The sequence below is a fragment of the uncultured Gelidibacter sp. genome, assembly GCF_947500795.1.
Classification (GTDB): domain Bacteria; phylum Bacteroidota; class Bacteroidia; order Flavobacteriales; family Flavobacteriaceae; genus Gelidibacter.
On sequence record NZ_CANMTE010000005.1, the window covers coordinates 129,325 to 154,530 of the forward strand.

General features: G+C 37.8%; 18 protein-coding genes and 1 riboswitch. Of the genes, 14 read left to right on the top strand and 4 right to left on the bottom strand.

Features of this window, described 5'->3' with window-relative positions:
- Nucleotides 1–1,005 (top strand): phosphatase domain-containing protein, encoded by a 1,005-nt coding sequence (locus Q0947_RS12530; RefSeq protein WP_299398032.1) that lies wholly within the window; start codon nt 1–3, stop codon nt 1,003–1,005.
- Nucleotides 1,006–1,062: 57 nt separating this feature from the next.
- On the opposite strand, the gene ppk1 is transcribed toward Q0947_RS12530, so the two are convergent.
- From ppk1 to Q0947_RS12545, 3 genes are all read right to left on the bottom strand, one after another.
- The gene (gene ppk1, locus Q0947_RS12535; RefSeq protein WP_299398036.1) at nt 1,063–3,111 is read right to left on the bottom strand and encodes a polyphosphate kinase 1; all 2,049 of its coding nucleotides are present in this window, start codon (nt 3,109–3,111) and stop codon (nt 1,063–1,065) included.
- Nucleotides 3,112–3,227: 116 nt separating this feature from the next.
- Entirely contained in the window at nt 3,228–3,842 is a 615-nt protein-coding gene (locus Q0947_RS12540) for a deoxynucleoside kinase (RefSeq protein WP_299398040.1), read from the bottom strand.
- 2 nt (nt 3,843–3,844) lie between these two features.
- A complete protein-coding gene (locus Q0947_RS12545) occupies nt 3,845–4,624 on the bottom strand; it encodes a hypothetical protein (RefSeq protein WP_299398044.1) in 780 nt (259 codons plus the stop codon).
- Between the two features lie 214 nt (nt 4,625–4,838).
- On the opposite strand from Q0947_RS12545, the gene Q0947_RS12550 reads away from it, so the two are divergent.
- The 3 genes from Q0947_RS12550 to Q0947_RS12560 all read left to right on the top strand — a co-directional run bounded on the left by Q0947_RS12550 (nt 4,839) and on the right by Q0947_RS12560 (nt 10,358).
- Nucleotides 4,839–5,717, top strand: coding sequence for a GLPGLI family protein (locus Q0947_RS12550; RefSeq protein WP_299398048.1), 879 nt, complete (start codon nt 4,839–4,841; stop codon nt 5,715–5,717).
- A gap of 41 nt (nt 5,718–5,758) precedes the next feature.
- Nucleotides 5,759–8,515, top strand: a complete 2,757-nt coding sequence (locus Q0947_RS12555; protein ID WP_299398053.1) for a carboxypeptidase-like regulatory domain-containing protein — start codon at nt 5,759–5,761, stop codon at nt 8,513–8,515.
- Nucleotides 8,516–8,810: 295 nt separating this feature from the next.
- The gene (locus Q0947_RS12560) at nt 8,811–10,358 is read left to right on the top strand and encodes a M20/M25/M40 family metallo-hydrolase (protein WP_299398057.1); all 1,548 of its coding nucleotides are present in this window, start codon (nt 8,811–8,813) and stop codon (nt 10,356–10,358) included.
- Nucleotides 10,359–10,484: 126 nt separating this feature from the next.
- Here Q0947_RS12560 and metK read toward each other — a convergent pair whose 3' ends face one another.
- Entirely contained in the window at nt 10,485–11,780 is a 1,296-nt protein-coding gene (gene metK, locus Q0947_RS12565) for a methionine adenosyltransferase (protein WP_299398062.1), read from the bottom strand.
- 395 nt (nt 11,781–12,175) lie between these two features.
- A riboswitch (SAM riboswitch) is annotated at nt 12,176–12,298 on the top strand.
- A 120-nt stretch (nt 12,299–12,418) separates the two neighbouring features.
- On the opposite strand from metK, the gene Q0947_RS12570 reads away from it, so the two are divergent.
- The 10 genes from Q0947_RS12570 (at nt 12,419) to cobA (ending at nt 25,203) form a co-directional block, all read left to right on the top strand.
- On the top strand, nt 12,419–13,711 hold the full coding sequence (locus tag Q0947_RS12570; RefSeq protein ID WP_299398064.1) for an aminotransferase class I/II-fold pyridoxal phosphate-dependent enzyme: 1,293 nt from the start codon (nt 12,419–12,421) through the stop codon (nt 13,709–13,711).
- A gap of 70 nt (nt 13,712–13,781) precedes the next feature.
- Nucleotides 13,782–17,177, top strand: coding sequence for a bifunctional aspartate kinase/homoserine dehydrogenase I (gene thrA / locus Q0947_RS12575; RefSeq protein WP_299398069.1), 3,396 nt, complete (start codon nt 13,782–13,784; stop codon nt 17,175–17,177).
- Nucleotides 17,178–17,256: 79 nt separating this feature from the next.
- Nucleotides 17,257–18,432, top strand: coding sequence for an aminotransferase class I/II-fold pyridoxal phosphate-dependent enzyme (locus Q0947_RS12580; protein WP_246921458.1), 1,176 nt, complete (start codon nt 17,257–17,259; stop codon nt 18,430–18,432).
- Nucleotides 18,433–18,450: 18 nt separating this feature from the next.
- The gene (locus Q0947_RS12585) at nt 18,451–18,864 is read left to right on the top strand and encodes an Rrf2 family transcriptional regulator (RefSeq protein WP_246919389.1); all 414 of its coding nucleotides are present in this window, start codon (nt 18,451–18,453) and stop codon (nt 18,862–18,864) included.
- 119 nt (nt 18,865–18,983) lie between these two features.
- Nucleotides 18,984–19,259 carry a DUF2061 domain-containing protein gene (locus Q0947_RS12590; RefSeq protein WP_299398334.1) on the top strand — a complete coding sequence of 92 codons (276 nt, stop codon included), beginning with the start codon at nt 18,984–18,986 and terminating at the stop codon, nt 19,257–19,259.
- Nucleotides 19,259–19,873: a phosphoadenosine phosphosulfate reductase family protein gene (locus Q0947_RS12595; protein WP_299398079.1), complete on the top strand. Its 615-nt coding sequence runs from the start codon at nt 19,259–19,261 to the stop codon at nt 19,871–19,873. Before Q0947_RS12590 ends, Q0947_RS12595 begins: the two co-directional genes overlap by 1 nt.
- 12 nt (nt 19,874–19,885) lie before the next feature.
- A complete protein-coding gene (gene cysD, locus Q0947_RS12600; RefSeq protein WP_299398083.1) occupies nt 19,886–20,791 on the top strand; it encodes a sulfate adenylyltransferase subunit CysD in 906 nt (301 codons plus the stop codon).
- A gap of 113 nt (nt 20,792–20,904) precedes the next feature.
- On the top strand, nt 20,905–22,152 hold the full coding sequence (locus Q0947_RS12605; RefSeq protein ID WP_299398088.1) for a GTP-binding protein: 1,248 nt from the start codon (nt 20,905–20,907) through the stop codon (nt 22,150–22,152).
- Nucleotides 22,153–22,290: 138 nt separating this feature from the next.
- A complete protein-coding gene (locus tag Q0947_RS12610; protein ID WP_299398093.1) occupies nt 22,291–24,384 on the top strand; it encodes a HEPN domain-containing protein in 2,094 nt (697 codons plus the stop codon).
- Between the two features lie 51 nt (nt 24,385–24,435).
- A complete protein-coding gene (gene cobA, locus Q0947_RS12615) occupies nt 24,436–25,203 on the top strand; it encodes a uroporphyrinogen-III C-methyltransferase (RefSeq protein WP_299398096.1) in 768 nt (255 codons plus the stop codon).
- Nucleotides 25,204–25,206: the final 3 nt, after the last annotated feature.

Genomic DNA, 25,206 nt, shown 5'->3' on the forward strand with positions numbered 1-25,206 from the left:
ATGGGATTATTCAAAAAAGACCCTTTACAGGTTATTGTTTTTCAAAGTTATGGCACGTCATCGCATTTATACGTTAGAGGTAGGGCGTTGGAAGACGAATCTATTGATTTGGAAGGGAAGCATCCAATAAAACTTTTAATCAACGCTTACAAGCGCTTTGAAACTGATGAAATAAGAAATACAACCTTGCTTCTGAAATTACCTAACGGAAGGATTTTTGAAACCGTTACTGATGACAAAGGGTATTTTTTGGTCGATTTCAATATAGAAGGTTTAGATGAATTAACTAACGAAGAAGGTTGGTTGTCTTTTGAATTGGCCTATAAAGATTTTACAAACACAAGAGTCATTCAGTTAGAAAACCGTTTTCCTGGTGAAATGCTGATTCCTTCAGAGCAAATTTCATTCGGCGTGGCGAGTGATATTGATGATACCATTTTACATACGGGCTTGGTCTCCATTCTTAAATGGCGGGTTATTTACAACACATTTCTGAAAAGAGCCTCCAAACGTTCACCTTTGGAAGGTGCTGCCGAATTTTATCACCAGTTGCACCGTGGAAAGAGTGGGGAAGAGGCCAATCCGATATTTTATGTGAGCCATAGCCCTTGGAATATGTACCGCTATTTGGAGTTTTTTCTAAAAAAGAACAATTTCCCTAAAGGTCCCATCTTACTTCGTGATTTCGGTAATTTTTTGAATCGGAAGAAAAATGCCGAAAAGCCACAGAAACAACGTGAGATTTTAAACATCCTCAAGACTTATCCAGAATTAAAACTTATTCTGATAGGCGATAGTGGCGAGCGCGATGCCGATATCTATCTGGAGATTGCAGAGCTTTACCCTGACCGAATCTTAGCCATTTATTTGAGAAGTGTAAAACATAAAAAGAAAATGTTCCGGGTAAAAAGTTTATATGAAAATTACAAAACGGTTCCGGTGCTATTGGTAAATAGCAGCAAGGAAGCTATTGAGCACGCGCGAGAAAACGGCTTTATTGCATAAAAAAACCTCACAGATATCATGGTCTGTGAGGTTAGATTCTTGAGAGCGAAATTAATGCTACTTCAATTTTTTTATATACTCATAAATCTCATATTGAGATCTGATTTCAGGTTTTTTACCGATTTTTACGTACTCGTTTTTTTGTTCAGCGTCAATAATTCTGGCTTTAACTGTATCGGCCAATTGAATATCGATAACATCTCTAATAATCTTAAAGTTGTCCGGGTCTAAAATTGGTGTCACCACCTCAATACGATGCGTTAAATTACGCGTCATCCAGTCGGCAGAACCGATAAACATTTTTTCCTCGCCGCCATTTCCAAAAATATAAACACGGCCATGTTCTAAAAAGCGATCTAAAATACTCGTCACTTTTATGTTTTTACTCTGGCCTTTAATGCCGGGGACCAAACTACACATGCCTCTCACCAATAAATCGATTTTCACCCCTTTATTGCTGGCTTCATAGAGCAATTTGATCATTTTTTTATCCTCGAGGCTATTCATTTTTAAAATGATATGAGCTTCTTTGCCTGCTTGCGCCAAATGAATTTCCTTTTCTACCAAACTCACAAATTTGTTGCGCATGGTAAAGGGTGAAATCAGTAGTTTTTTCGCTTTAGGAACGATAAAAATGCCCTCCAGGACTAAAAATAGTTTATTTAGATCTTCAGTTATCTTTTTATTGTTGGTCATCAAACCAAAATCGGTGTAAAGGGTTGACGTATCTTCGTTGAAATTCCCAGTTCCGATGTAGCAATACGGATTGATTTCTTCCCCAATTTGACGCTCTATGTATAGAATTTTGGAATGTACTTTAATTCCAGGATAGCTATAAAGTACTTGAGCGCCGTTTTCTTTAAAAATTTCGCCCCATTTCAAATTGTTATGCTCGTCAAAACGGGCTTTCACCTCAATAAAAATAATAACCTTTTTACCGTTTTTTGCCGCTTTCGCAATGGCATTGTTCAGTCTTGACTCTTCAGCAACACGATACAAGGTCATTTTTATGGTGGTCACTTGTGGATCTTCTGCTGCCTCTTCCAAAAGTTTAATCACCGGTTCAAAAGACTGATACGGATAATGCATCAATTGGTCTTTCGTGTCAATGGCCTCAAACATCGTTTTAAATTTTGAGGTTGCCGGATGGTCAATTGGAGGTAGTGGCTTAAATGAGAAATCCTTTTCTGTTGGATTTGGGAAACCGAAAAAATCCTTGAAATTATGATAGGTTCCACCTAAAATAATGTCCACATGCGTCACGTCTAAAGCTTTTTTTAAGACGTTTTGGAAATTTTCAGGCATACGCTGGTCAATTAAAACCCTAGTAGCTTGACCAGTTTCTCTTTTTGGAAGCGATTCCTTAATCTTTTCCATCAGATTCCCTGAAAACTCATCCTCTATATAAAGTTCAGCATCGCGAGAAATTTTTACCGCGTAAAACGAGATGTCGAGTTCTGAATGTGTTTTATAAAGATTGTATTTGATGATGTCATCAATAAAGGTGATATAATGTTGTCCTTTATCCGTTGAAGAATCTCCTGGAAATACAAAAAAGCGAGGCTCATCTTTTGGAATTTGAACAATTTGAAACGAATCTTTTGAAAGCAACGCCGTAATGTAGGAGCTTTCATTTTCTACAAATACTGAATCTTTGGTCGAAAAAATCGTTTTCTCTAAATCTATTTTAGACTTTAAAGTCGATTCAAAATAGGCTTCAGCTGCTTTTTTTTGAGCTGCTGAGAAGTCTGAATGTTTTATTAAATGAATCCCTTCTTTTTTTAAATCGGGAATGATTTCATTTTGAATAAGCTTGCCAAATTCCTGCTGAAGGATGTCAACTTGTACCTTAATTTCAGCAAGCACACGATTTGGTTTTGTGACCAATTTTCGGCGCAACGATTTGTCTAAATCCTTAATTTGTCTGATATCGGAAACCCTTACTCTAAAAAATTCATCCAAATTAGATGAAAAAATAGCCATGAACTTTATGCGCTCATAAAGTGGATTTCTCTTGTCTGCAACCTCTTGCAAGACACGGTGATTAAAGCGTAACCAAGAGAGATCCCGGTGGTAATACTTAGAGTTATAAAGTGGTAATGCCATAAATAAGTATCGATAATTTTCTCCCTTATTGGAGCCGTTAATTATTTTTAATTGAAATTCAGGATTGGAAAATTACGATTTTATGACCAAAAAAATGTTAGAAAAATGATAAGGTCCTAAAATAGGCCATTAATCTCAGCATCAATCGTATTGATGATGCTTCCTAAATCTTCAGGATTTGCAACAAAATCTAAATTATCAACGTCAATTATTAAAAGCTTCCCTTTATTGTAGCCATGAATCCAAGCTTCATAACGTTCATTCAATCGGCTTAAATAATCAATGCTGATGGAGTTTTCATAGTCACGACCGCGGCTGTGAATTTGCTTCACTAAGTTAGGAATTGAACTGCGCAAGTAAATAAGAAGATCCGGACCTTGAACAAAAGATTCCATCAACTCAAATAAAGACCTGTAATTTTCGAAATCACGGTTGGTCATTAAGCCCATAGCATGAAGGTTAGGCGCGAAAATGTGAGCATCTTCATAAATGGTTCGGTCCTGAATAATATCCTTACCGCTTTCGCGTATTAAAGAGATTTGTCTAAAACGGCTATTCAAAAAATAGACTTGCAAATTGAAACTCCAACGTTCCATCTGGTTGTAGAAATCGTCCAAATATGGGTTGTCAACAACATCCTCCAATTGGGGTTCCCATCTGTAATGTTTGGCTAATAATTTTGTAAGCGTGGTTTTCCCTGCACCAATATTTCCGGCGATTGCAACATGCATATTTAATTTGTTTTTAGTTGGAATTGATGAAGTGTTTCATCGGTGTAAATATACAAGGTTTCATTGGTTACTAAAAACTGTTTTATCAACAATTCAGGCAGTTGAATAGGTGTAAGTTGAGCGGTTTCTTTGGCTAAAAAATAGAGCCCGTTTTTAGTTTGAATAATTAAATTTCCATTCGATTCTTCCAATTTTATAAAGCCCTCGTTTTTAATTTTTGAAATAGTGCTACCAAAATAATTGTAGGTGTACAAATAATCTTCAGTCAACAACCAACTGTAATTGTAGTTGCTTTTAAGATCTAAAACATGCGATTGTACTGGCATTGTTGTGGCTCTAGTCTGATTGGATTTAAAATCGAATAGCTCTAACTGTTGTGCATCCTGATTAAAGATCCAGATGGTGTTATCCGATCCGGTAGAAGTATGCGTTACATTTTTATAAGGTTGGATGTTGTTGAAGTCAATTTTATAAATTTCAGAAAGCCGATTGTCCAACACAACAACCGTATTGAAATTCTTATATAAAACATGAATTTTTAACGGATTGAAAGCGTGTGCCGAAGTGATAGTCCCTAACTGCACATTGCTATACGTGTAGTCCTTTGTGGGTTCGGTTTTGTAAATGACGTTACCTAAGAGATAAAAAACAGTTCCAAAATTATCGATTTGAATAATCTGATCTGCTTTTAAAGGTTTGCTGGCTAAAGCTGTCGTCTCAATTTTTTCTTGTGAAAACAGAGGAGTTGAAAGAAATACTAGAAGGTATACGAGGCTTTTCATTATGGATTGAAAATTACAAAATTCAATTATAATTATCAGATTTACTTTTAATGAAATACTGAAGATCAATCATTCACACAAAAGACAGAATTTTAATAGCCTATGTTGTTTTTTAAGAGAGTTTTAACATTTGGAGTTTTAACTATTTCACCTTTTATGAGTCCAATCGACACAAAGTGTTGTTTTACAGCACGGCATCTTAATCAAATAAATTATGAAATCACTTTCAATTAAATTCTTTTCGTTTTTAATTCTTTTGGCCTCCGGGACACTGATGGCGCAAGACTTTCAGGGTAGGGCACATTACATGTCCAAAACTACAATGGATATGAGCAATTTTGGTGGCAACCAAATGAGCGAACAGCAGAAGAAAATGATGGCGGAACGTATGAAGAGTATGTTGGAGAAATCTTATATCTTAAGCTTTAATAGAACGGAATCTATTTATAAGGAAGTAGAAAAATTAGAAGCTCCAGGTGCCGGTGGTAGCGGTAGAATGGGCGGCATGATGAGTAGCTTTACAGCCGGGCCTCAATATAAAAATGTAAAAGAGCAGCAACTGATCCAAGATCAGGAGTTTTTTGGGAAACAGTTTTTAATCAAGGATTCCATCCCACAATTGGAATGGAAAATGGAAAATGAATCCAAACAAATTGGTCAGTACTTAAGCTTTAAAGCTACGGCAATTAAAAAAGGTGATGATTTAGATTTCGCAAATATGAGACGTCGTAATCGAGATAACGATCAGCGAAATGAGGGCAACAAATCTAAAGATTCTACAAAATCTAACACGACTACGGACGAACTTGAAGTGCCAAAAGAGATTGTCATTACGGCATGGTACACCCCACAGATTCCGGTGAACCAAGGTCCTGGCGAGTATTGGGGTCTTCCAGGGTTAATTTTGGAGGTTAATGCAGGGCGCACTACAATTTTATGTACAAAAATTGAAATCAATCCTTCTGATAAAATAGACATTAAAGCGCCTTCAAAAGGTAAAGAAGTTACCAAAGAAGAATACGAGAAAATCGTTAAGGAAAAAACCGAAGAAATGCGTGAAATGTTCGGCGGTAGAGGTCGTGGCCGTAACTAAATAAACTTACCAACTTAACTAACCAAATCAAAAATTTCAAAATGAAACATTTCATAATGTTGGCGCTACTTTTTGTAGTAGGAAACACTTTTGCGCAACTCAAATTAGAAGGTGTTGTAAAAGATAGTATCGGCAACCCATTAGAACTTGCAAACGTAATTGCCATCAATCAAGAAACCAAAGGATTGGAATCTTACGGAATCACCAATAGTCAAGGACAATATCAACTCGCATTGACAAAAAATAACACCTATACCATTCAGGTCAGTTATATCGGCATGAAAACCTTTGAAGAAGTCTTGAGTGCTAAAGAAGCGGATATTACAAAAAACTTCACTTTAAAAGATGATAATACTCTTGATGAAATTCAGTTAACCTACGAAATGCCGGTAACGATTAAAGGTGATACCTTAACTTATAATGCCGATTCTTTCAATAAAGGTACCGAACGTAAACTTGAAGACGTTTTAAAGAATTTGCCAGGTGTTGAAATTAATGCCGATGGAAAAATCGAAATTGAAGGTAAAGTCGTTAATAAATTAATGGTGAATGGAAAGGATTTTTTTGATGGCGATTCAAAATTAGCCACTAAAAATATTCCATCAAACGCCGTCGATAAAATACAAGTGTTGCGTAATTACGCCGAAGTTGGTCAGTTAAGTGGTGTCCAAAATAACCAGGATAATGTGGCCATCAACATCAAACTGAAAGAAGGGAAAGAGAACTTTTGGTTTGGTAACGTCACCGTTGGCGGCGGATTTGCACCAACCCCAAATGATGAGTTGTATTTAGTGCAGCCCAAATTATTTTATTATAGCCCAAAGTACAGTATTAATGTTATTGGCGATTTGAATAACACGGGAGAAGTTGCATTGACAGGTCGTGATATTAGAAATTTTGGCGGCGGATTTAGACGACCAAGCGGCGGCAGTGGTACAACTATTAATTTAGGGGATAATGGTTTGGGAAGTTTAACCAATCTTGGGAATGCGCAAACAATACAATCTAAATTAACGGCTTTCAATTTTAGTTATGCACCTAACAAAGCTTTGGATATAAGCGGATTCGCAATATATAATAGCAACAGATTAAAAACGCGTCGCGAAAGTTTTGTGCGGTACACCGATTCTGATTTAGGAATTCCTGATGAGGAAAAGGTAGAAATTGGCCGTGAAGCTACAAATCAAGGGTTGGCAAAATTGAGTTTAAGATATAAGCCAGATTCCAATAACCAGTTAGATTATGATGTTTTAGGACGAATTTCAGACGATTCTGAAGCTAATGGCATCTTTTCTTCGGTAGTTGGGAACACCAATCAATTGGATAAAGCCAAACCGTTTAGCATCAATCAAAATGTCAATTACTATTACACATTAAACGAAAGACATATTTTCGCTTTTGAAGCACAGCACTTGCTGAAGGACGAAGATCCATTTTACAATGCACTTTTGGTAAACGATCCTACCAATAATGATGGTCAGCCAAATGAACGCGATGCTTTTGATAATACGGCGGAAGGTTTAGGTTTAAATAGAGATCAATTTGGATATAATTTGAATCAGGAACGTCGCATTAAATCCAATCAATTGGATGCGAAGTTGGACTATTATTATATTTTGAATGCAACGAGTAATATCAACTTTACGTTGGGAACTATCTTAAGTAATCAACAATTCGACTCTAATATTTTTCAATTTTTAGATGATGGATCTTACTTTGATCCAATAGCGAATATTACGGACAGCGATGGGAATTCCATACGCAATGAAAATGATACCGAGTACAATTTTAGCGATGTCTATTTAGGGGTTCATTACAGATTGAAATCAGGTAAATTCACCTTTACACCAGGTTTTTCGCTGCATGCCTATGGAAATAATAACACCCAATTTGGAGAAGCTTATAAAGACAATTTCTTTAAGATCTTACCTGATTTTGAAACCTTAATTCAATTTAAGAAGAGCGAAAGTTTAACCTTTAGATATAACATGCAAAATTCCTTTACGGATGTGACGAGGTTAGCTCAAGGATTGATCTTAAATAATTATAACAGCATTCAGTACGGGACGCCAGATTTGCAAAACGCCTTGTCTCACAATTTAAGTTTGCGTTATTTCAGTTTTAATTTGTTTAATTACACCAACATTTTTGCGTCGCTTAACTATAATAAGAACATTGATCAAATTAGATCAGTCACTCAGTTTGACAATGTTATTAGAACCAGCACTTACTTTAATTCCAACTTTGCAGATGAAAGTGTGTCGGCATTTGGGCGTATACAACGTACGTTTGGAAAGTTGAGAGCAAGCATGGGCGTGAATTATAACTACAGTAAAAGCAATCAATTTATCCAGGATAGAAGATCGATTAATGAAAGTTTTTCTCAAAGCTACAGTCCAGAATTAAGGACCAACTTTAAGAAAGCTCCAAATGTATCTTTAAAATATCAGTACCGTGTAACTGATAATAACCAAGGAACTAACAAGTCCAAATTTACCACTAACTCACCATCTATAGAATTTGATGCGTATATCTGGAATGCCTTTACATTTAAAACAGACTATTCCTATACCAAGCAAAATAGTGATGTTGGCCCTTCAGATTCGTACCAAACATGGAACGCAAGTTTGGCCTATAGAAAGGATAAAGATGCCAAATGGGAATATGAATTAAGAGCGTCCAACTTACTGAACATAGATTCCAATATCAACAACGGATCGAATAACATTTCAGTTTACAGTTCAGAAACATTCGTTCTACCACGATTTGTGACTTTCAGATTTATTTACACTTTATAATCAGATTAGAATTTAACACTGCAAAAAGGCAATTTCGAAAGAGGTTGCCTTTTTTTATTTTAGGATTCTCTCGAAGCAATTTCAAAGGTTTTAAATGATAAATCCTACAGGTGTAGGTTGTTTTTTTAGGTTGATAAAATGCAGGGAAAATATAGCAGTGGGAATACGAAGGAATTTTAACTTTTTTTAAGAAGAATATGAGTGTTTATAGTACTTTTTCGAGGGTTTTAGGAGGTGTATATTAATTAATAGTTGTATTTTCATACGCTTAAAATACTAAATAAATCTACTAGAAATGAAAAGACTTTTTTTGAGCGCATTCGTTTTGTGCGCTACGTTAACTGTATCCGCTCAACAGAAAAATGCAGTTATTGAAAACATGATTAAAGAGGCTACTGAAAATTCCCAATTGGAACATTTAGGGCATGAATTATTGGATGTTATCGGTCCGCGATTGGTGGGAACACCAGAGATGAAACAGGCACATGATTGGGCTGTGGAAACCTATAAAAAATGGGGAATTCAGGCAGAAAATCAACAGTATGGCGAATGGAAAGCATGGCAACGTGGCATCAGCCATATTGATATGGTATCGCCACGTGTTCAAAGTTTGAAGGGGATGCAATTAGCTTGGAGCCCAAGTACAGGGCCTAAAGGTGTAACTGCTGAGGTGATTACACTTCCAACGGTAAAAGATTCAATGGAATTTAAAAACTGGTTGAAAAATGCCAAAGGTAAATTCGTCATGATTTCAGAATACCAAATCACTGGACGCCCTGACTATAACTGGGAAGAATTTGCAACGCCAGAATCATTTGAAAAAATGAAAAAAGATCGCGATTCATTATCTAATGAATTTAGAGAAAATATGAAAAGAACAGGCTACAACTCTCGTTCTATCATTGAAGCTTTAGAGAATGCAGGTGCTGTAGGTATTGTGTCTTCGTATTGGTCTAAAGGATTTGGAGCGAATAAAATATTCTCATCAAGAACCAAAAAGATTCCAACAATCGATTTAGAATTGGAAGATTATGGCATGTTATACCGTTTGGCAGAATATGGTGATAAACCAAAAATTAAAGTGGTTGCAGAATCTAAAGATTTAGGTGTAGCGCCAACATTTAATACTGTTGCAGAGATAAAAGGAACTGAGAAACCAGAGGAATATGTGATTCTTTCTGCACATTTCGATTCTTGGGATGGTGCTACAGGAGCAACTGACAACGGAACGGGAACACTTGTAATGATGGAAGCTATGCGTTTGTTGAAGAAATTTTATCCAAACCCAAAACGTACTATTTTAGTAGGTCACTGGGGTAGTGAAGAGCAAGGTTTAAATGGTTCACGAGCTTTTGTTGAAGATCATCCGGAAATCGTAAAAAATATCCAAGCGGTATTTAACCAAGATAATGGTACAGGTCGTGTAGTGAACATGAACGGTGCAGGATTCTTACATTCATATGAGTATTTAACACGTTGGTTAAGTGCAGCTCCAAAAGAAATTACGAAGCATATTGAAACTAATTTCCCTGGTTCTCCAAGTGGTGGTGGTTCTGATAATGCATCGTTTGTAGCGGCTGGCGCACCTGCGTTTAACTTAAGTTCATTGAACTGGTCTTACTGGAATTACACATGGCATACTAACAGAGATACTTATGATAAAATTGTGTTTGACGACGTGAGAAGCAACGCTATTTTAACCGCTATCTTAACCTATATGGCTAGTGAAGATGACACGAAAGTTTCAAGAGAAAAAATTATTTTACCTGTAAGCGAGCGTACAGGAAAACAAATGGAATGGCCAACACAACGTTCTCCAGAGCGTAAAGGTGGTTTGGATTAATTCCTTAAATTCATCCTATAAAAAAACCTTCAACAGCAATGTTGAAGGTTTTTTGTTTTATAAAAATTCGAGTTTTATTTCTAACAGCGCAGCGCTCTTAATTCTAATAGCGCAGCGGTCTTTGTACTACTCAGAAATCCCAAATGCAGCTCTCACTTCGTCAATACGATCTAATTTTTCCCATGTAAACAATTCTACATCAAGCGTTATCGATTCGCCGTTAAACTGCTCAAAAGTTTTTGTAACCGTTTCATTAACGCGTCCCATATGGCCATAAGCAGCCGTTTCACTATACATTGGTTGACGTAGTTTCAAGCGTTCTTCAATTGCAGCTGGACGCATATCGAAAATCCCGAAAATTTTCTCAGCAATTTCACCATCTGTCAAATTATAAGGACACGTTCCATAAGTGTTCACATAAATTGAGGTTGGTTGTGCAACACCAATAGCATAACTTACTTGAACCAAAATTTCATCACACAAACCAGCAGCAACAAGGTTTTTAGCAATATGACGCGCCGCATATGCAGCACTACGGTCAACTTTACTAGGGTCTTTGCCACTAAAAGCACCACCACCATGAGCACCTTTTCCACCATAAGTATCTACGATAATTTTACGGCCTGTAAGTCCGGTATCACCATGTGGTCCACCAATTACAAATTTCCCGGTAGGGTTGATGTGGTAGGTAATGTCATCATTAAATAAAACCTGAATATGCTCAGGAAGACCTGCAACAACTCTCGGAATTAAAATTTCGATAATGTCTTTTCTGATTTTCTCCAACATTTCAATTTCAGCAGCATCAATATCAGCTTTTGAATTTGATTTTGGTTTTACAAAATCGTCATGTTGTGTAGACACTACAATCGCATCAATACGTTGAGGTACATTGTCATCACTATATTCAATAGTCACTTGACTTTTTGAGTCTGGACGTAAATAGGTGATCTCATTATTTTCTCTACGTAAAGCAGCCAATTCAATCATCAAACGATGTGAAAGATCTAATGCCAATGGCATATAATTCTCAGTCTCATTAGTAGCGTACCCGAACATCATACCCTGATCTCCAGCACCTTGCTCTTCCTTGTTTGCCTTGTCTACACCTCTATTGATGTCTTCAGATTGTTCGTGGATTGCAGAAAATACACCACAAGAATTGCCATCAAACATATAGGCACCTTTGGTGTAGCCAATTTTGTTGATGGTATCTCTAGCAATTTTTTGTACGTCTAAATAGGTGTTTGATCTCACTTCGCCTGCAAGTACAACTTGGCCGGTAGTGACCATAGTTTCACACGCTACTTTTGAGTCTTTATCAAAAGCTAAAAAATTGTCGATTAATGCATCGCTAATTTGATCTGCTACTTTATCAGGATGTCCTTCAGAAACGCTCTCTGAGGTAAATAAATACGCCATAACCTTTTGTTTATTATAGGTTTACGGAAGATTTGACGTTGCGCGTCGAAGGTAGTTTCCACTGCCTTTAGCATTTTTAGTCCCAAGTTCGATTTAAAATTTAAATCTATTGGAAGAGGTTGCAATCAGTCAAATCTTTCCTCTCAATTAATATGTGGCAAAAGTAAAAAAATTAAACGGATGGCAAATCCTTTTAAAATTATTTCGTTTAAAATTAACGTTTTAAAATTTTTTCAATTTAAAATGGATTCGTGTAAAGCACTGTAAATGCTAGTGTTATGACTGTGTTTTGAGGGTCTGGAAACGGTGTTTTTAAAAATTAAACCGCAATTAATTTGGAATTGTAATTTTTGTGTTGCAATATTTGTGTTCACAAAGTTCAAAAACTTATTGAAGTGTTATCAAGAAAGGCGGAGGGATTAGACCCGATGAAGCCTTAGCAACCCTCTAGCAATAGTGAAGGTGCTAAATTCTACTTAATTGCTGATTCATTTATCGGCTAATTGGATAGATAACTAAACATAATTACTCATCTGTAATTATAATTTTTCTTTTTAACATTTTTCTATTTGGTACGTCAGTGATGACGCATTTGGCTTTTGTTTTAATTCATTTATTAACTCAAAAAAATTAGAAAAATGAGTACACACAAATTCGCAACCCAAGCGTTGCACGCAGGACACGATGTTCAAGCAAATGGAGGCACCAGAGCAGTGCCAATTTATCAATCTACAGCGTATGTTTTTAAAGATTCAGACCATGCAGCAAACTTATTTGCATTGGCGGAACCTGGAAACATTTACACGAGAATCAACAACCCTACCAACGACATTTTAGAGCAGCGTTTAGCAGCACTTGATGGCGGAATTGCAGCAGTTGTAACCGCTTCAGGAACCGCAGCAATTGCAACAACGCTCTTAACGCTCTTGAGAGCGGGAGACCATATTGTGGCATCTAGCAGCTTGTATGGAGGGACTTACAATTTACTAAGTGTAACCTTACCAAGACACGGTATCACTACAACGTTTGTAGATCCGTCCGATCCAGAAAATTTTGATAAAGCAGCACAAGAGAACACACGCGTCTTCTTTATTGAATCTCTAGGAAACCCAAAATTGGATGTCTTGGATATCAAAGGGATTTCTAAACAGGCAAAAGCTCATAAAGTGCCTTTAATTGTAGACAATACCATCGCCACATCGTATTTGGTAAAACCTATTGAACACGGTACCAATATTGTCATTCACTCCTTAACAAAATACGTAAACGGTAATGGAACTGCCCTTGGAGGAGCAATTATTGATGCCGGAACTTTCGATTGGGCCAATGGAAAATTCCCAGAATTTACTGAGCCTTCTGCAGGTTACCACGGATTGGTTTATACGGATGTTTTAAAAGAAGCGTCGTTTATTGCTAAAGTGCGTATTGAAGGTTTGCGCGATTATGGCTCTGCTTTGAGTCCGTTTAATGCGTTTCAAATTATTCAAGGTTTGGAAACATTAGAATTACGTATCAAACAACATAGTAAAAATGCGTTGGAATTGGCCAAATGGTTACAAGAGCAAAAGGAAGTGACTTGGGTTAATTATCCTGGACTTGATAGTAGTCCGTATAAAGCTTTAGCTGAAGAATATTTGCCAGAAGGGCAAAGCGGACTCGTGACCTTTGGTGTCATTGGTGGCTATGAATCGGCTAAAACCATTGCCGATAAAACACAATTATTTTCTTTGTTAGCTAATATTGGGGATACCAAATCGCTCATCATTCATCCAGCAAGTACCACACATCAACAATTATCTGATGAAGCTCAGGAAACCACAGGAGTGACTAAAGACTTGATCCGTTTGTCAGTTGGATTAGAGCATATTGATGATTTAAAAGCCGATTTGAAACAAGTGTTCGCACTGATCAAAGAAAAGGTAGAAGCTTAAGAATTCTTTAAAAGCAAGTCAGCGTATTTAATGCAGACTTGCTTTTTTTAATCATCCTAATACGTGTTCTATGATTCCATTGAATTTTCTAGAAATTAAAAAGTACACCACTGAAAATGGTACCGACGTAGACATTCAACTGTCTTATGAGCTATTTGGTCAGCCTTTGCACGAAGCACCTATCGTATTGGTTAATCATGCGTTGACAGGAAATAGCAATGTTGCTGGAAAAGGTGGCTGGTGGTTGGATTTGATTGGTCCTGATAAAGTGATTGACACCAGTGTGTATACTATTTTATCGTTCAATATCCCTGGAAATGGGTATGACGGATTCCTGATTGATAATTATAAAGATTTTGTTGCCCGAGATATTGCCAAACTATTTTTAGAAGGGTTGAAACAATTAAAAATCACTAAAGTTTTTGCTTTAATTGGTGGTTCATTAGGCGGCGGTATTGCTTGGGAAATGGCGTTTTTATCTCCAAAATTGGCCGAACATCTTATTCCTGTGGCAACCGATTGGAAATCGACCGACTGGCTGATTGCCAATTGTCAAATTCAAGAGCAGTTTTTAGTCAATTCCAGCAATCCTGTTCATGATGCCCGCATGCATGCCATGTTATGCTACAGAACGCCAAAATCGTTTAAAGAGCGCTTTCAACGCAGTAAAAATGACGACTTGGAAATCTTTAATGTGGAAAGTTGGTTACTACATCACGGGAATAAATTGCAGGAGCGATTTCAATTGTCTGCTTATAAACTGATGAATCAGTTATTAAAGACTATTGATGTTACCAAAAATAATGGTGACAATGCCGATATTTTAAACACAATCCATTCGAACATCACAATTGTTGGCGTCGATTCAGATTTGTTTTTTACGGCTGAAGAAAATCGGGAAACTCAAAAGCAACTCGCATTAACACATCCAAATGTAACTTACAGCGAAATCAATTCAGACCACGGGCATGATGCTTTTTTAATAGAATTTGAACAATTGGAAAAAATTATAGAGCCAATTTTTAGGCCTAATACAGCAAATAAAAAAATGAAAATATTAAAGTTTGGTGGAAAATCTTTAGCGAATGGTGAAGGACTACAACGTACCATCGCTATCATCAAGAAAAAAGTTGAAGACCAAGAGAAAATTGCCGTCGTTGTTTCTGCTCGTGGGAGCGCTACAGACGATTTGGAACACATCTTATTAAAAGCATCGCGACGCGAGGATTATCAAGAAGAATTTGACGCTTTTAAAACATATCAAACAGAGCCTTTACCAACAATAGATTTTAAAGAGGAATTTGCAGCCTTAGAAAATATTTTTCACGGGGTAAGACTTTTAGGCGATTATAGCAATAAAATAAAAGCTGAGGTTTTGGCTTATGGCGAACTCCTTTCTGCTAAGTTGATTACGACTTTATTAAAGAACGATAACATTAATGCGAATTCAACCAATGCAGCAGTACTAATAAAAACGGACGATGATTTCCTAAATGCGCAACCTAATCAAAAACTATCTCGAGAGAATGTTTTGGCACATTTCAAGAATTATAATGGCACTACAGTAAATATTGTGACTGGTTTTATTGGGTCTAATGCCAAAAACGAAACAACATTGTTAGGAAGAAATGGCAGCAATTATTCGGCGTCCTTATTGGCGAATTATTTAGATGCTGAAGAGCTTCAAAACTATACGCATGTTAACGGAATTTACACTGCAAATCCTGACTTGGTGACTGAGGCTCAAAAAATAAGGGAATTGTCGTTTTCTGAAGCAAATGAGCTGGCCAATTTTGGTACCACGGTATTGCACGCCAAAACCATCATTCCGTTGTTGGAAAAGAATATCAAACTGCGGATTTTAAACACTTTCAATTCAGATGATGAAGGCACGTTGATTTCTGCGAAAGCGAATTCAAAAGAAGTGACGTCTTTATCGGTTTTGGATAACGTGGCTTTATTGAATTTGGAAGGACGTGGATTACTTGGAAAAGTGGGCGTTGACGCTCGCATATTTAAGGCATTGAGCCAACATAATATTAGTGTCAGCATTGTTTCGCAAGGCTCTTCTGAGCGTGGCATTGGTTTAGTTATTGATGCCGATAAAGCCACTCAGGCTGTGATTGCCCTTGAACGTGAATTCGAAAATGATTTTTATTCTCAAGATGTCAATAAAATTGAGGTCATTGATGATGTATCGGTAATTTCCATTATCGGAATTGAATTGGGATCGTTTCATAAACCGTTCAACGCATTAATTAAAAATCAAATCACACCGTTATTATTTAACAACACCGTAACGGGTAGGAATGTGAGTTTGGTAGTGCGTAAAAAGCACTTGCATAAAGCGGTTAATGTGATTCATGGTGAAATATTTGGAGTTTCCAAAAAAATCAATATTGCCATTTTCGGACATGGTGGTGTTGGTGGTGCGCTGATCAATCAAATTCTAAAATCAAAAGATGATATTGAAAAACGAAAAGGCATCAACTTGAATATTTTTGCAATCGCAAATTCCAAACATGTGCTTCTTAATAAAAAAGGAGCTGATGAAAACTGGCAACATGCGTTAGCGAATACTTCAGAAAGCTACACGGTACAAGATATTATTGATTTTGCAAAAACAAACCATCTCGAGAATCTCATTGCTGTAGATAACACGGCAAGTTCTGAGTTTTATAATAATTACATTCCGCTGGTTGAGGCCGGATTTGATTTGGTGTCTTCCAATAAAATAGCCAATACCATTTCTCATGACTTTTATACAGAACTCAGAGATAATTTAGAGCAGAACAAAAAGAATTATTTATACGAAACTACGGTTGGTGCTGGGTTGCCATTGATTGATACGATTAAATTATTACATGAGTCTGGGGAGAACATCACCCGCATTAGAGGGGTGTTTTCAGGCACGTTAAGCTATTTGTTCAATAATTTTTCAGTTCAGGACAAACCGTTCAGTTCGATCATTCAAGAAACTATTGATAAAGGCTTTACGGAGCCAGACCCACGAGAAGATTTCTCAGGTAATGACGTCGCCAGAAAACTATTGATATTGGCAAGGGAACTCGATTTGCAAAATGAGTTTACGGATATTTCTGTAGAAAATCTGATTCCTGAAGCCTATAGAGATATTACTACCGCACAGTTTTTAGAGCAATTGGAGGTATTGGACGAGAAGTTCCAGACAATAAAAGAGGAACAAAAGGAAGGTCATGTGTTGCGTTATGTAGGCGACTTATCCGGTGACCTTACAAAGGATAAAGGACATCTTGAAGTCAAATTGGTGTCGGTTCCATTGGATAGCACGTTGGGGCATATTAAAGGCTCCGATGCTATTTTTGAAATTTTTACAGAATCTTACGGCGAGCGGCCTATTGTAATCCAGGGGGCAGGAGCAGGAGCAGAGGTGACCGCTAGAGGTGTCTTTGGAGATATTTTGAGATTGTCAAAACACATTAATTAATATCCTGTCCCCTCGAGCGCAGTCGAGAGGTTAAACTAGAGATCTCGACTGCGCTCGATCTGACTAATAAAATCATATGATGAGTAGAGAACATAAATTCGAAACGGACGCTATAAGAACTCAAATGGAACGTTCAGAATTTCAAGAACATTCCACACCGTTACATTTAACGTCAAGCTTTATTTTTGAAGATGCTGAAGACATGCGGGCGTCTTTTGCTGAAGAAAAAGAGCGAAACATCTATAGCCGGTTTACCAATCCGAACACTTCTGAATTTGTAGATAAAATGTGTAAGTTGGAAGGTGCAGAAAGTGGCTATGCATTTGCTACTGGAATGGCCGCTGTGTTTTCAACCTTTGTTGCTTTGTTAAACGCAGGAGATCACATTGTATCAGCGCGCAGTATTTTTGGATCTACCCATACCTTGTTCACCAAGTTTCTACCCAAATGGAATATAGAAACCAGTTATTTTAAAGTGGATGAAGTTGACAACATTGAAAGTTTGATTCAGCCCAACACTAAGATATTATATGTGGAAAGTCCGACAAACCCAGCAGTTGATATTCTCGATTTAGAGGTGTTGGGAATTCTCGCTAAGAAACACAATTTAATATTCGTAATCGACAATTGCTTTGCAACACCTTATTTGCAAAATCCGATCAAATTTGGTGCTGATTTAGTGATTCATTCCGCCACGAAATTGATTGACGGTCAGGGGCGTGTGTTAGGGGGCGTTACTGTAGGACGGGCAGACTTGATGCGAGAAATCTATCTCTTTTCCAGAAATACAGGCCCTGCATTATCGCCGTTTAACGCTTGGATTCTTTCTAAAAGTTTAGAGACGTTGGGCGTGAGGGTAGATAGACATTGTGAAAATGCATTGAAGGTAGCCGAATTCTTAGAAACGCAAAACAAAGTGGCGTTAGTTAAATATCCATTTTTAAAATCCCATCCGCAATACGCGTTGGCCAAAAAGCAAATGAAACAAGGTGGAAATGTTGTCGCGTTTGAAGTAAAAGGAGGCATAGAGGCAGGACGGCAATTTTTAAATCAATTAAAAATGCTATCACTATCGGCTAATCTAGGCGATACACGTTCTATAGCCACGCATCCGGCAAGTACCACCCATAGTAAATTAAGCGAAGCAGACCGATTGGAAGTTGGGATTTCTGACGGATTGGTTCGAATTTCAGTGGGCTTAGAACATGTGGATGATATTATTGCTGACTTGAAACAGGCATTAGAATATGTTTAAAAAAAGTATCTTTGCGGGATGCTTTCAAAAAAGACGAAATACGGAATAAAGGCTCTCACCTATCTTGCCAAGCAGGAGACAGGCGTTCCAGTATCAATTGCGACCATTTCTGAAATGGAAAATATTTCGCTTAAATTCTTAGAAAGCATTCTACTAACGCTTCGTAAAAGTGGACTGTTAGGCTCTAAAAAAGGAAAAGCTGGGGGTTACTATCTGCTTAAGGATCCAAAAGATGTTAAAATGACCACGGTCATGAGAGTATTGGAAGGACCTATTGCCATGGTGTCTTGTGTAAGTTTAAATTATTACGAAAAGTGCGCGGACTGCCCAGATGAGACAGCATGTGCCGTACATCATCTGATGATTCGGGTGCGGGATAGTAATTTAAAAATATACGGAGAAACCTCTTTAGCCGACTTGATCAGTTATTAAATCCGCAAAAAAAAACTATTATTTTTATTGATTTCAGGTTGCCCTATTTAAAAATAATATTTAGGTTTGCATATTACCCTACTAAATCTATAGGAGTAAAGTAAAATAATAAAATAGTTATCATAATGGACACGATTTTTGAATCTGATATAAGACAAGAACAAAGCGAGACTACCACAAGTACGGGTTTGGAAACTAAAGAAAATATCAAACGAACCTTATTAAAAACCATTAGTTGGCGCGTTGTAGGAACATTGGCTACCGTGGTCATTTCCTATGTCATAACCGGGACGTTAGCCTTGGCATTTTCAATAGGAGCAATAGAGCTGGTTTCAAAAATGGCCTTATACTTTTTTCATGAACGTGCGTGGAATACAATAAAATGGGGGAAATAATGAACATAAATATAGAACAGATCAATTCGGAATTACGGACTAAAACGCCGTCGGAAATCATCCAATGGGCAATTGAATTTGCCAAGAATCCGGTGGTGACAACCAATTTCAGACCTTATGAAGTTGCAATTTTGCATGCTATCACCACCGTTAAACAGGATTTGAAAGTGATCTGGTGTGATACGGGTTACAATACCCCGCAAACTTACAAACATGCTGAAATAATTATCAAACAATTGAATTTAAATATTCATTTGTACGTCCCGAAGCAGACCACTGCCCATCGGGATGTCGTATTAGGAATCCCTCATGTTGATGATCCAAAACATAAACTTTTTACTGAGCAGGTAAAACTTGAGCCTTTTATAAGGGCTATGGCGGAGCACCAGCCTGATTTGTGGTTCACAAATTTGCGCAAAGGCCAAACGGCTTTTAGAAATAGTATTGATATTGTCTCTCAAGCGGCTGACGGAATTATAAAGGTGAGTCCATTTTACTATTGGTCAGATGAAGAGCTTAATGCGTATGTAATTGAACATAATTTGCCTAATGAGTTCAAGTATTTTGATCCAACAAAGCAATTAGAGAACAGAGAATGTGGCTTACATGCCTAAAAAAATAGACTTATGACAAAAGATACCTCAAAAGTTAACCCGTTAGAAAATGAAGCTATTTATATCATTAGGGAAGTAGCTGCACAATTTGAAAAACCCGTCCTATTATTTTCTGGGGGGAAGGACTCTATCACATTGGTGAGATTGGCGCAAAAAGCCTTCTATCCGGCTAAAATACCGTTCCCCTTAATGCACATTGATACCGGTCATAACTTTCCCGAGACCATCGCATTTAGAGATCGACTTGTTAAAGAGTTGGGGTTGGAATTAATTGTGAGAAATGTACAGGATTCTATTGACGAAGGAAAAGTTAAAGAGGAATCAGGCAGATATTCCAGCAGAAACAGTCTCCAAACCACAACGCTTTTAGATGCTATTGAAGAATTTAAATTTGATGCGTGTATTGGAGGCGCCAGAAGAGATGAAGAAAAGGCGAGAGCTAAAGAACGTATTTTTTCTGTAAGGGACGATTTTGGACAATGGGACGAGAAAAATCAGCGTCCAGAATTATTTGATATGTTAAACGGTCAAATTCATTTGGGACAAAATGTACGGGTGTTTCCTATTTCTAACTGGACTGAGTTGGATGTCTGGTCTTACATCGAAAGAGAACATATTGAAATACCATCCATCTATTTTGCCCACACCAGAGAAACATTTTTAAGGGATGGATTGATTTGGTCTTCAGATGATGAGGTGGTATACAGAGATGAAAATGAAGTGGTTGAAGAACGATTGGTACGCTTTAGAACGGTTGGAGATATGAGTTGTACCGCTGCAGTGCTTTCAGATGCGGCTGATATTGCTTCTGTAGTACAGGAAATCAGAGAGTCCACCATTTCAGAACGTGGAGCGCGAATTGACGATAAACGTTCAGAAGCAGCCATGGAGAAACGTAAACAACAAGGGTACTTCTAGTATTAAGAAGTTAGTACAAAGAATTAAGTACGAAATGAATTATCAGTAAAACATATAAGTATAAAGTGCGTAAAATCTTAATACAACCTACTTAATACTTAATACTAAAAAATATGGAAGTTTTAAAAATTGCAACAGCAGGAAGTGTAGATGACGGAAAAAGCACTTTAATTGGAAGAATCCTCTACGATACAAAATCATTAACGAGTGATAAACTCGAAGCCATAGAGAAAACTAGCAAACAAAAAGGTTACGATTATCTCGATTTTTCTTTGGCTACGGATGGATTGGTAGCGGAAAGAGAACAGGGCATCACCATTGATGTGGCGCACATCTATTTCTCCACACAAACCAAGAGTTATATCATAGCCGATACCCCTGGCCATGTAGAATACACAAGAAATATGGTTACAGGCGCTTCTACTTCACAAGCGGCCATCATTTTAATTGATGCCAGAAAAGGCGTTATTGAACAAACCAACCGTCATTTCTTTATTAATAATTTATTGCGGGTCAAAGAGGTGATCGTGGCGATTAATAAAATGGATTTGGTCGATTTTTCTGAAGACATCTATAACAAGATCAAGGCTGATTTTGAAATCTTGATGCAGAAACGGGATTATCAAGATCAGAACATCACCTTCATTCCGGTAAGTGCGTTAAAAGGTGATAATGTCGTGCATAAATCTAAAAACACGCCATGGTACAAAGGACAAACCTTGTTGGAGCACTTTGAACTGTTAGATACTGAAGATGTTTATAATGTAGGGACTCCAAGATTTCCTGTGCAATATGTGATCAGGCCCAAAACGGAAGAATTCCATGATTTCAGGGGCTATGCGGGCAAAGTATATGGAGGTGAATTAAGTGTTGGTGACGAGGTGGTTGCTTTGCCATCACAAACCAAGTCAAAAATAAAAGAGATTTATCTGTATGACCAATCTTACCAAACGGCTTCAAGACGCTCTTCAGTGACCATTACTTTAGAAGATGATATCAATGTGAGTAGAGGGGATATGTTAGTGAAAGTTGACGACTTGCCAACTATTGACAAACAGTTTACCGCGACCATTTCTTGGATGGATTCGCAAAATTTAGTTACGGGAAATAAATATGTGTTACAACACGGCGTGAATAAAGTCCTGGCAAAGGTAGATGTCATCCACCATAAGATTCATCCAGACTATTCAGGCATTGAAGAACATATAAGTGCCTTAGGGATGAATGATATCGCCTCTGTCACATTTAAGTTGAATAAGTCCATATTTTTCGACCCTTTCAAAAATCACAGGACCAATGGCTCGTTTATTTTAATCGATTCACAATCCAATAATACCGTTGGTGCGGGTTTTATTCAGTAAAAATTTCACTCCCACAAAATCGGAATTAGCTGGTTTTATAAAACAGATTACTAACAATATTCTCGCTTACCCGAGTTAGAATTCCTTCCTGAGCCTGCATCAACCGCAGTCAAAATGGACGGTTAATAGGGACTTTTTATGCAAAGTTTTAGAACAGAATTAGAAAATCCAGTCGTCGAAAAAGACATTATCGATTTAGCCCAAAAGATTGAGCTCTTCAAATATGGCAAGATTGATGACGATCAATTTAGAAGTGTGCGGTTGGCACGCGGTATTTATGGGCAAAGACAACCAGGGGTGCAGATGGTGCGTATCAAGTTGCCCTACGGGAAGGTGATGAGTCAACAATTAAAACGGATTGCGGATGTTTCTGACGAATATTCCCGCGGACGATTACATATCACTACACGGCAGGACATTCAAATTCATTATGTGGATGTTGACAGAACGCCAGAACTCTGGTCTGAGTTAGAAAAAGATGCGATGACCATCCGTGAAGCCTGTGGGAACACCGTAAGAAATGTTACGGCAAGCGAAACGGCAGGGATTGATATCAACGAACCTTTTGATGTCTCGCCTTATGCCGATGCGGTGTTTCGATTCTTTTTGCGAAATCCTATCTGTCAAGAAATGGGACGGAAATTCAAGGTGTCCTTCTCGGCTTCCGATGAAGATTCGGGCTTGTCCTACATGCACGATTTAGGGTTTATTGCAAAAACTGACAACGGTGTCAGAGGTTTTAAAGTGATGTTAGGTGGCGGCTTGGGCTCACAACCACGACTTGCAGATGTGCTTTATGAATTTTTGCCAACAGACAGAATTATTCCACTGATGGAAGGCGTGTTACGAGTGTTTGATCGTCATGGCGAACGTAAAAGTCGCGCAAAGGCCCGTATGAAATTCCTAATTAATGCTATTGGATTAGAAGAGTTTAAGCGTTTGGTTGATGAAGAACAAGAAGCAATTGCGCAAACGACTATTCCTATTGATGTTAAAGATTATCCAATTTCAGTACCCGCCGACATTGAAATGCCTAAAGTAATCCTCAAAAATAAAGAGGCTTTTGATCTGTGGAAATCAACCAACGTCATTCCTCAAAAGCAAAATGGCTATGTGGCTATAGGAATAAAAGTCTTGTTGGGCGATTTCTATACTGATAAAGCGCGTTTGTTGGCTGATTTAGTTGAGAAGTATGCCGCAGGAGAAATCCGATTGACCTTACGTCAAAATATTCTTATTCCGTTTGTGAATGAAGACTTGTTACCCTACTTCTATCAAGAATTAGATAACCTTGGTTTTACGGAAGTGGGCTATAATAAAGCGGTTGATATTACGGCATGTCCCGGTACAGATACCTGTAATTTAGGTATTGCCAGTAGTACAGGCATTGCGGAAGAATTGGAGCGGGTCATTAAAAGCGAGTATCCACACTATGTCAATAATAATGATTTGGTCATTAAAATTAGCGGTTGTATGAACGCTTGTGGTCAGCACAATATGGCCAATATCGGGTTTCAGGGCATGTCTGTCAGAACTCCAGAAAAACTCGTGGCGCCTGCACTTCAAGTGTTGCTTGGCGGCGGAAATTTAGGGAACGGGAAAGGCGTATATGCAGACAAAGTGGTAAAAATCCCAAGCAAAAGAGGACCAGATGCTTTACGCCGAATTTTGAATGATTTTGAAGCTAATGCCAATGGTCAAGCTTTCTTGGATTATTATATAGCCCAAGGCGAAAAGTATTTTTATAATCTTTTAACCGACTTGTCTGACGTAACCAATTTATCTCAGGACGATTTTATTGATTGGGGTACCAATGAAGCTTACGTAAAGGCCATTGGAATTGGCGAATGTGCGGGTGTAATGATTGATTTGATAGCTACCTTGTTTTTGGAAAGTGAAGAAAAAATTGATAGGGCCAAGGAAGCTTTAGGTCATAAAGTATATTCCAACGCCATCTATTTTGCCTACAGTGCTATGGTAAATACGGCAAAAGCGCTCTTGATTTCTGAGGATATCACTACAAATACCCAGGCCGGAATTATCAGTCAGTTTGATGAAGTGTTTATTGACTCCAAGAAAATAAGTTTGGCAACGTCTTTTTCAGAAATTATCTATCAAATTAAGGAAAATGCGCCAACAGAAGCCTTCGCTAAGGCATATATTAAAAACGCCTTTGTGTTTTTAGCCACAGCAAGAGCTTATAGAGCGCAGAAACAATCCGTTGCAATTTAAAATCCAATCTGTGAAGTTTTCAAAGCTTTGTAGGTTTCAAAAAACAAAAAAATGAAAACTCCAAAATTAACAGTCGTTGGTGCAGGGCCAGGAGATCCGGAACTCATCACTTTAAAAGCTATCAAAGCGATTGCATCTGCTGATGTTATTTTATATGACGCCTTAATCAATGTGGCCTTATTAGACCATGCATCGCCACAGGCAGAACTTATTTTTGTAGGTAAACGCAAAGGATGTTATGCCTATCAGCAAGATCAAATTAACGATCTGATTGTGGCACGGGCTAAATCGCACGGACATGTGCTCCGATTAAAAGGAGGAGATCCTTTTATTTTTGGTCGTGGTGCAGAAGAAATTGATGTTGCGCGTCAACACGGGATAGAAACGTATGTGGTGCCAGGTATATCATCAGCTTTAGCCGTGCCTGCCTACCAAGGGATTCCATTGACAAAACGGGGCGCTTCTGAAAGTTTTTGGGTCATTACTGGGACCACGAAATCGCATCAATTGTCTAATGACGTCAAACTTGCTGCCCAATCTACAGCAACGGTCGTCATCTTAATGGGCATGGGTAAACTGTCTGAAATTGTTGCTGTGTTTTCAACGGAAGGGAAAGCGCACACCCCCGTTGCCATCATTCAAAATGGAACCACAAAGGATGAAAAATTTGGAGTTGGTACGGTAGCGACTATTTGTGATATTGTCAAAAAACAGAACCTTGCCAACCCCGCAATTATTGTTATTGGCGAAGTGGTTAACCAACGGGTCCAACTCGATTCGGCATTAACAGACCTAAACCATCTACTCCTAACGGCATAAACC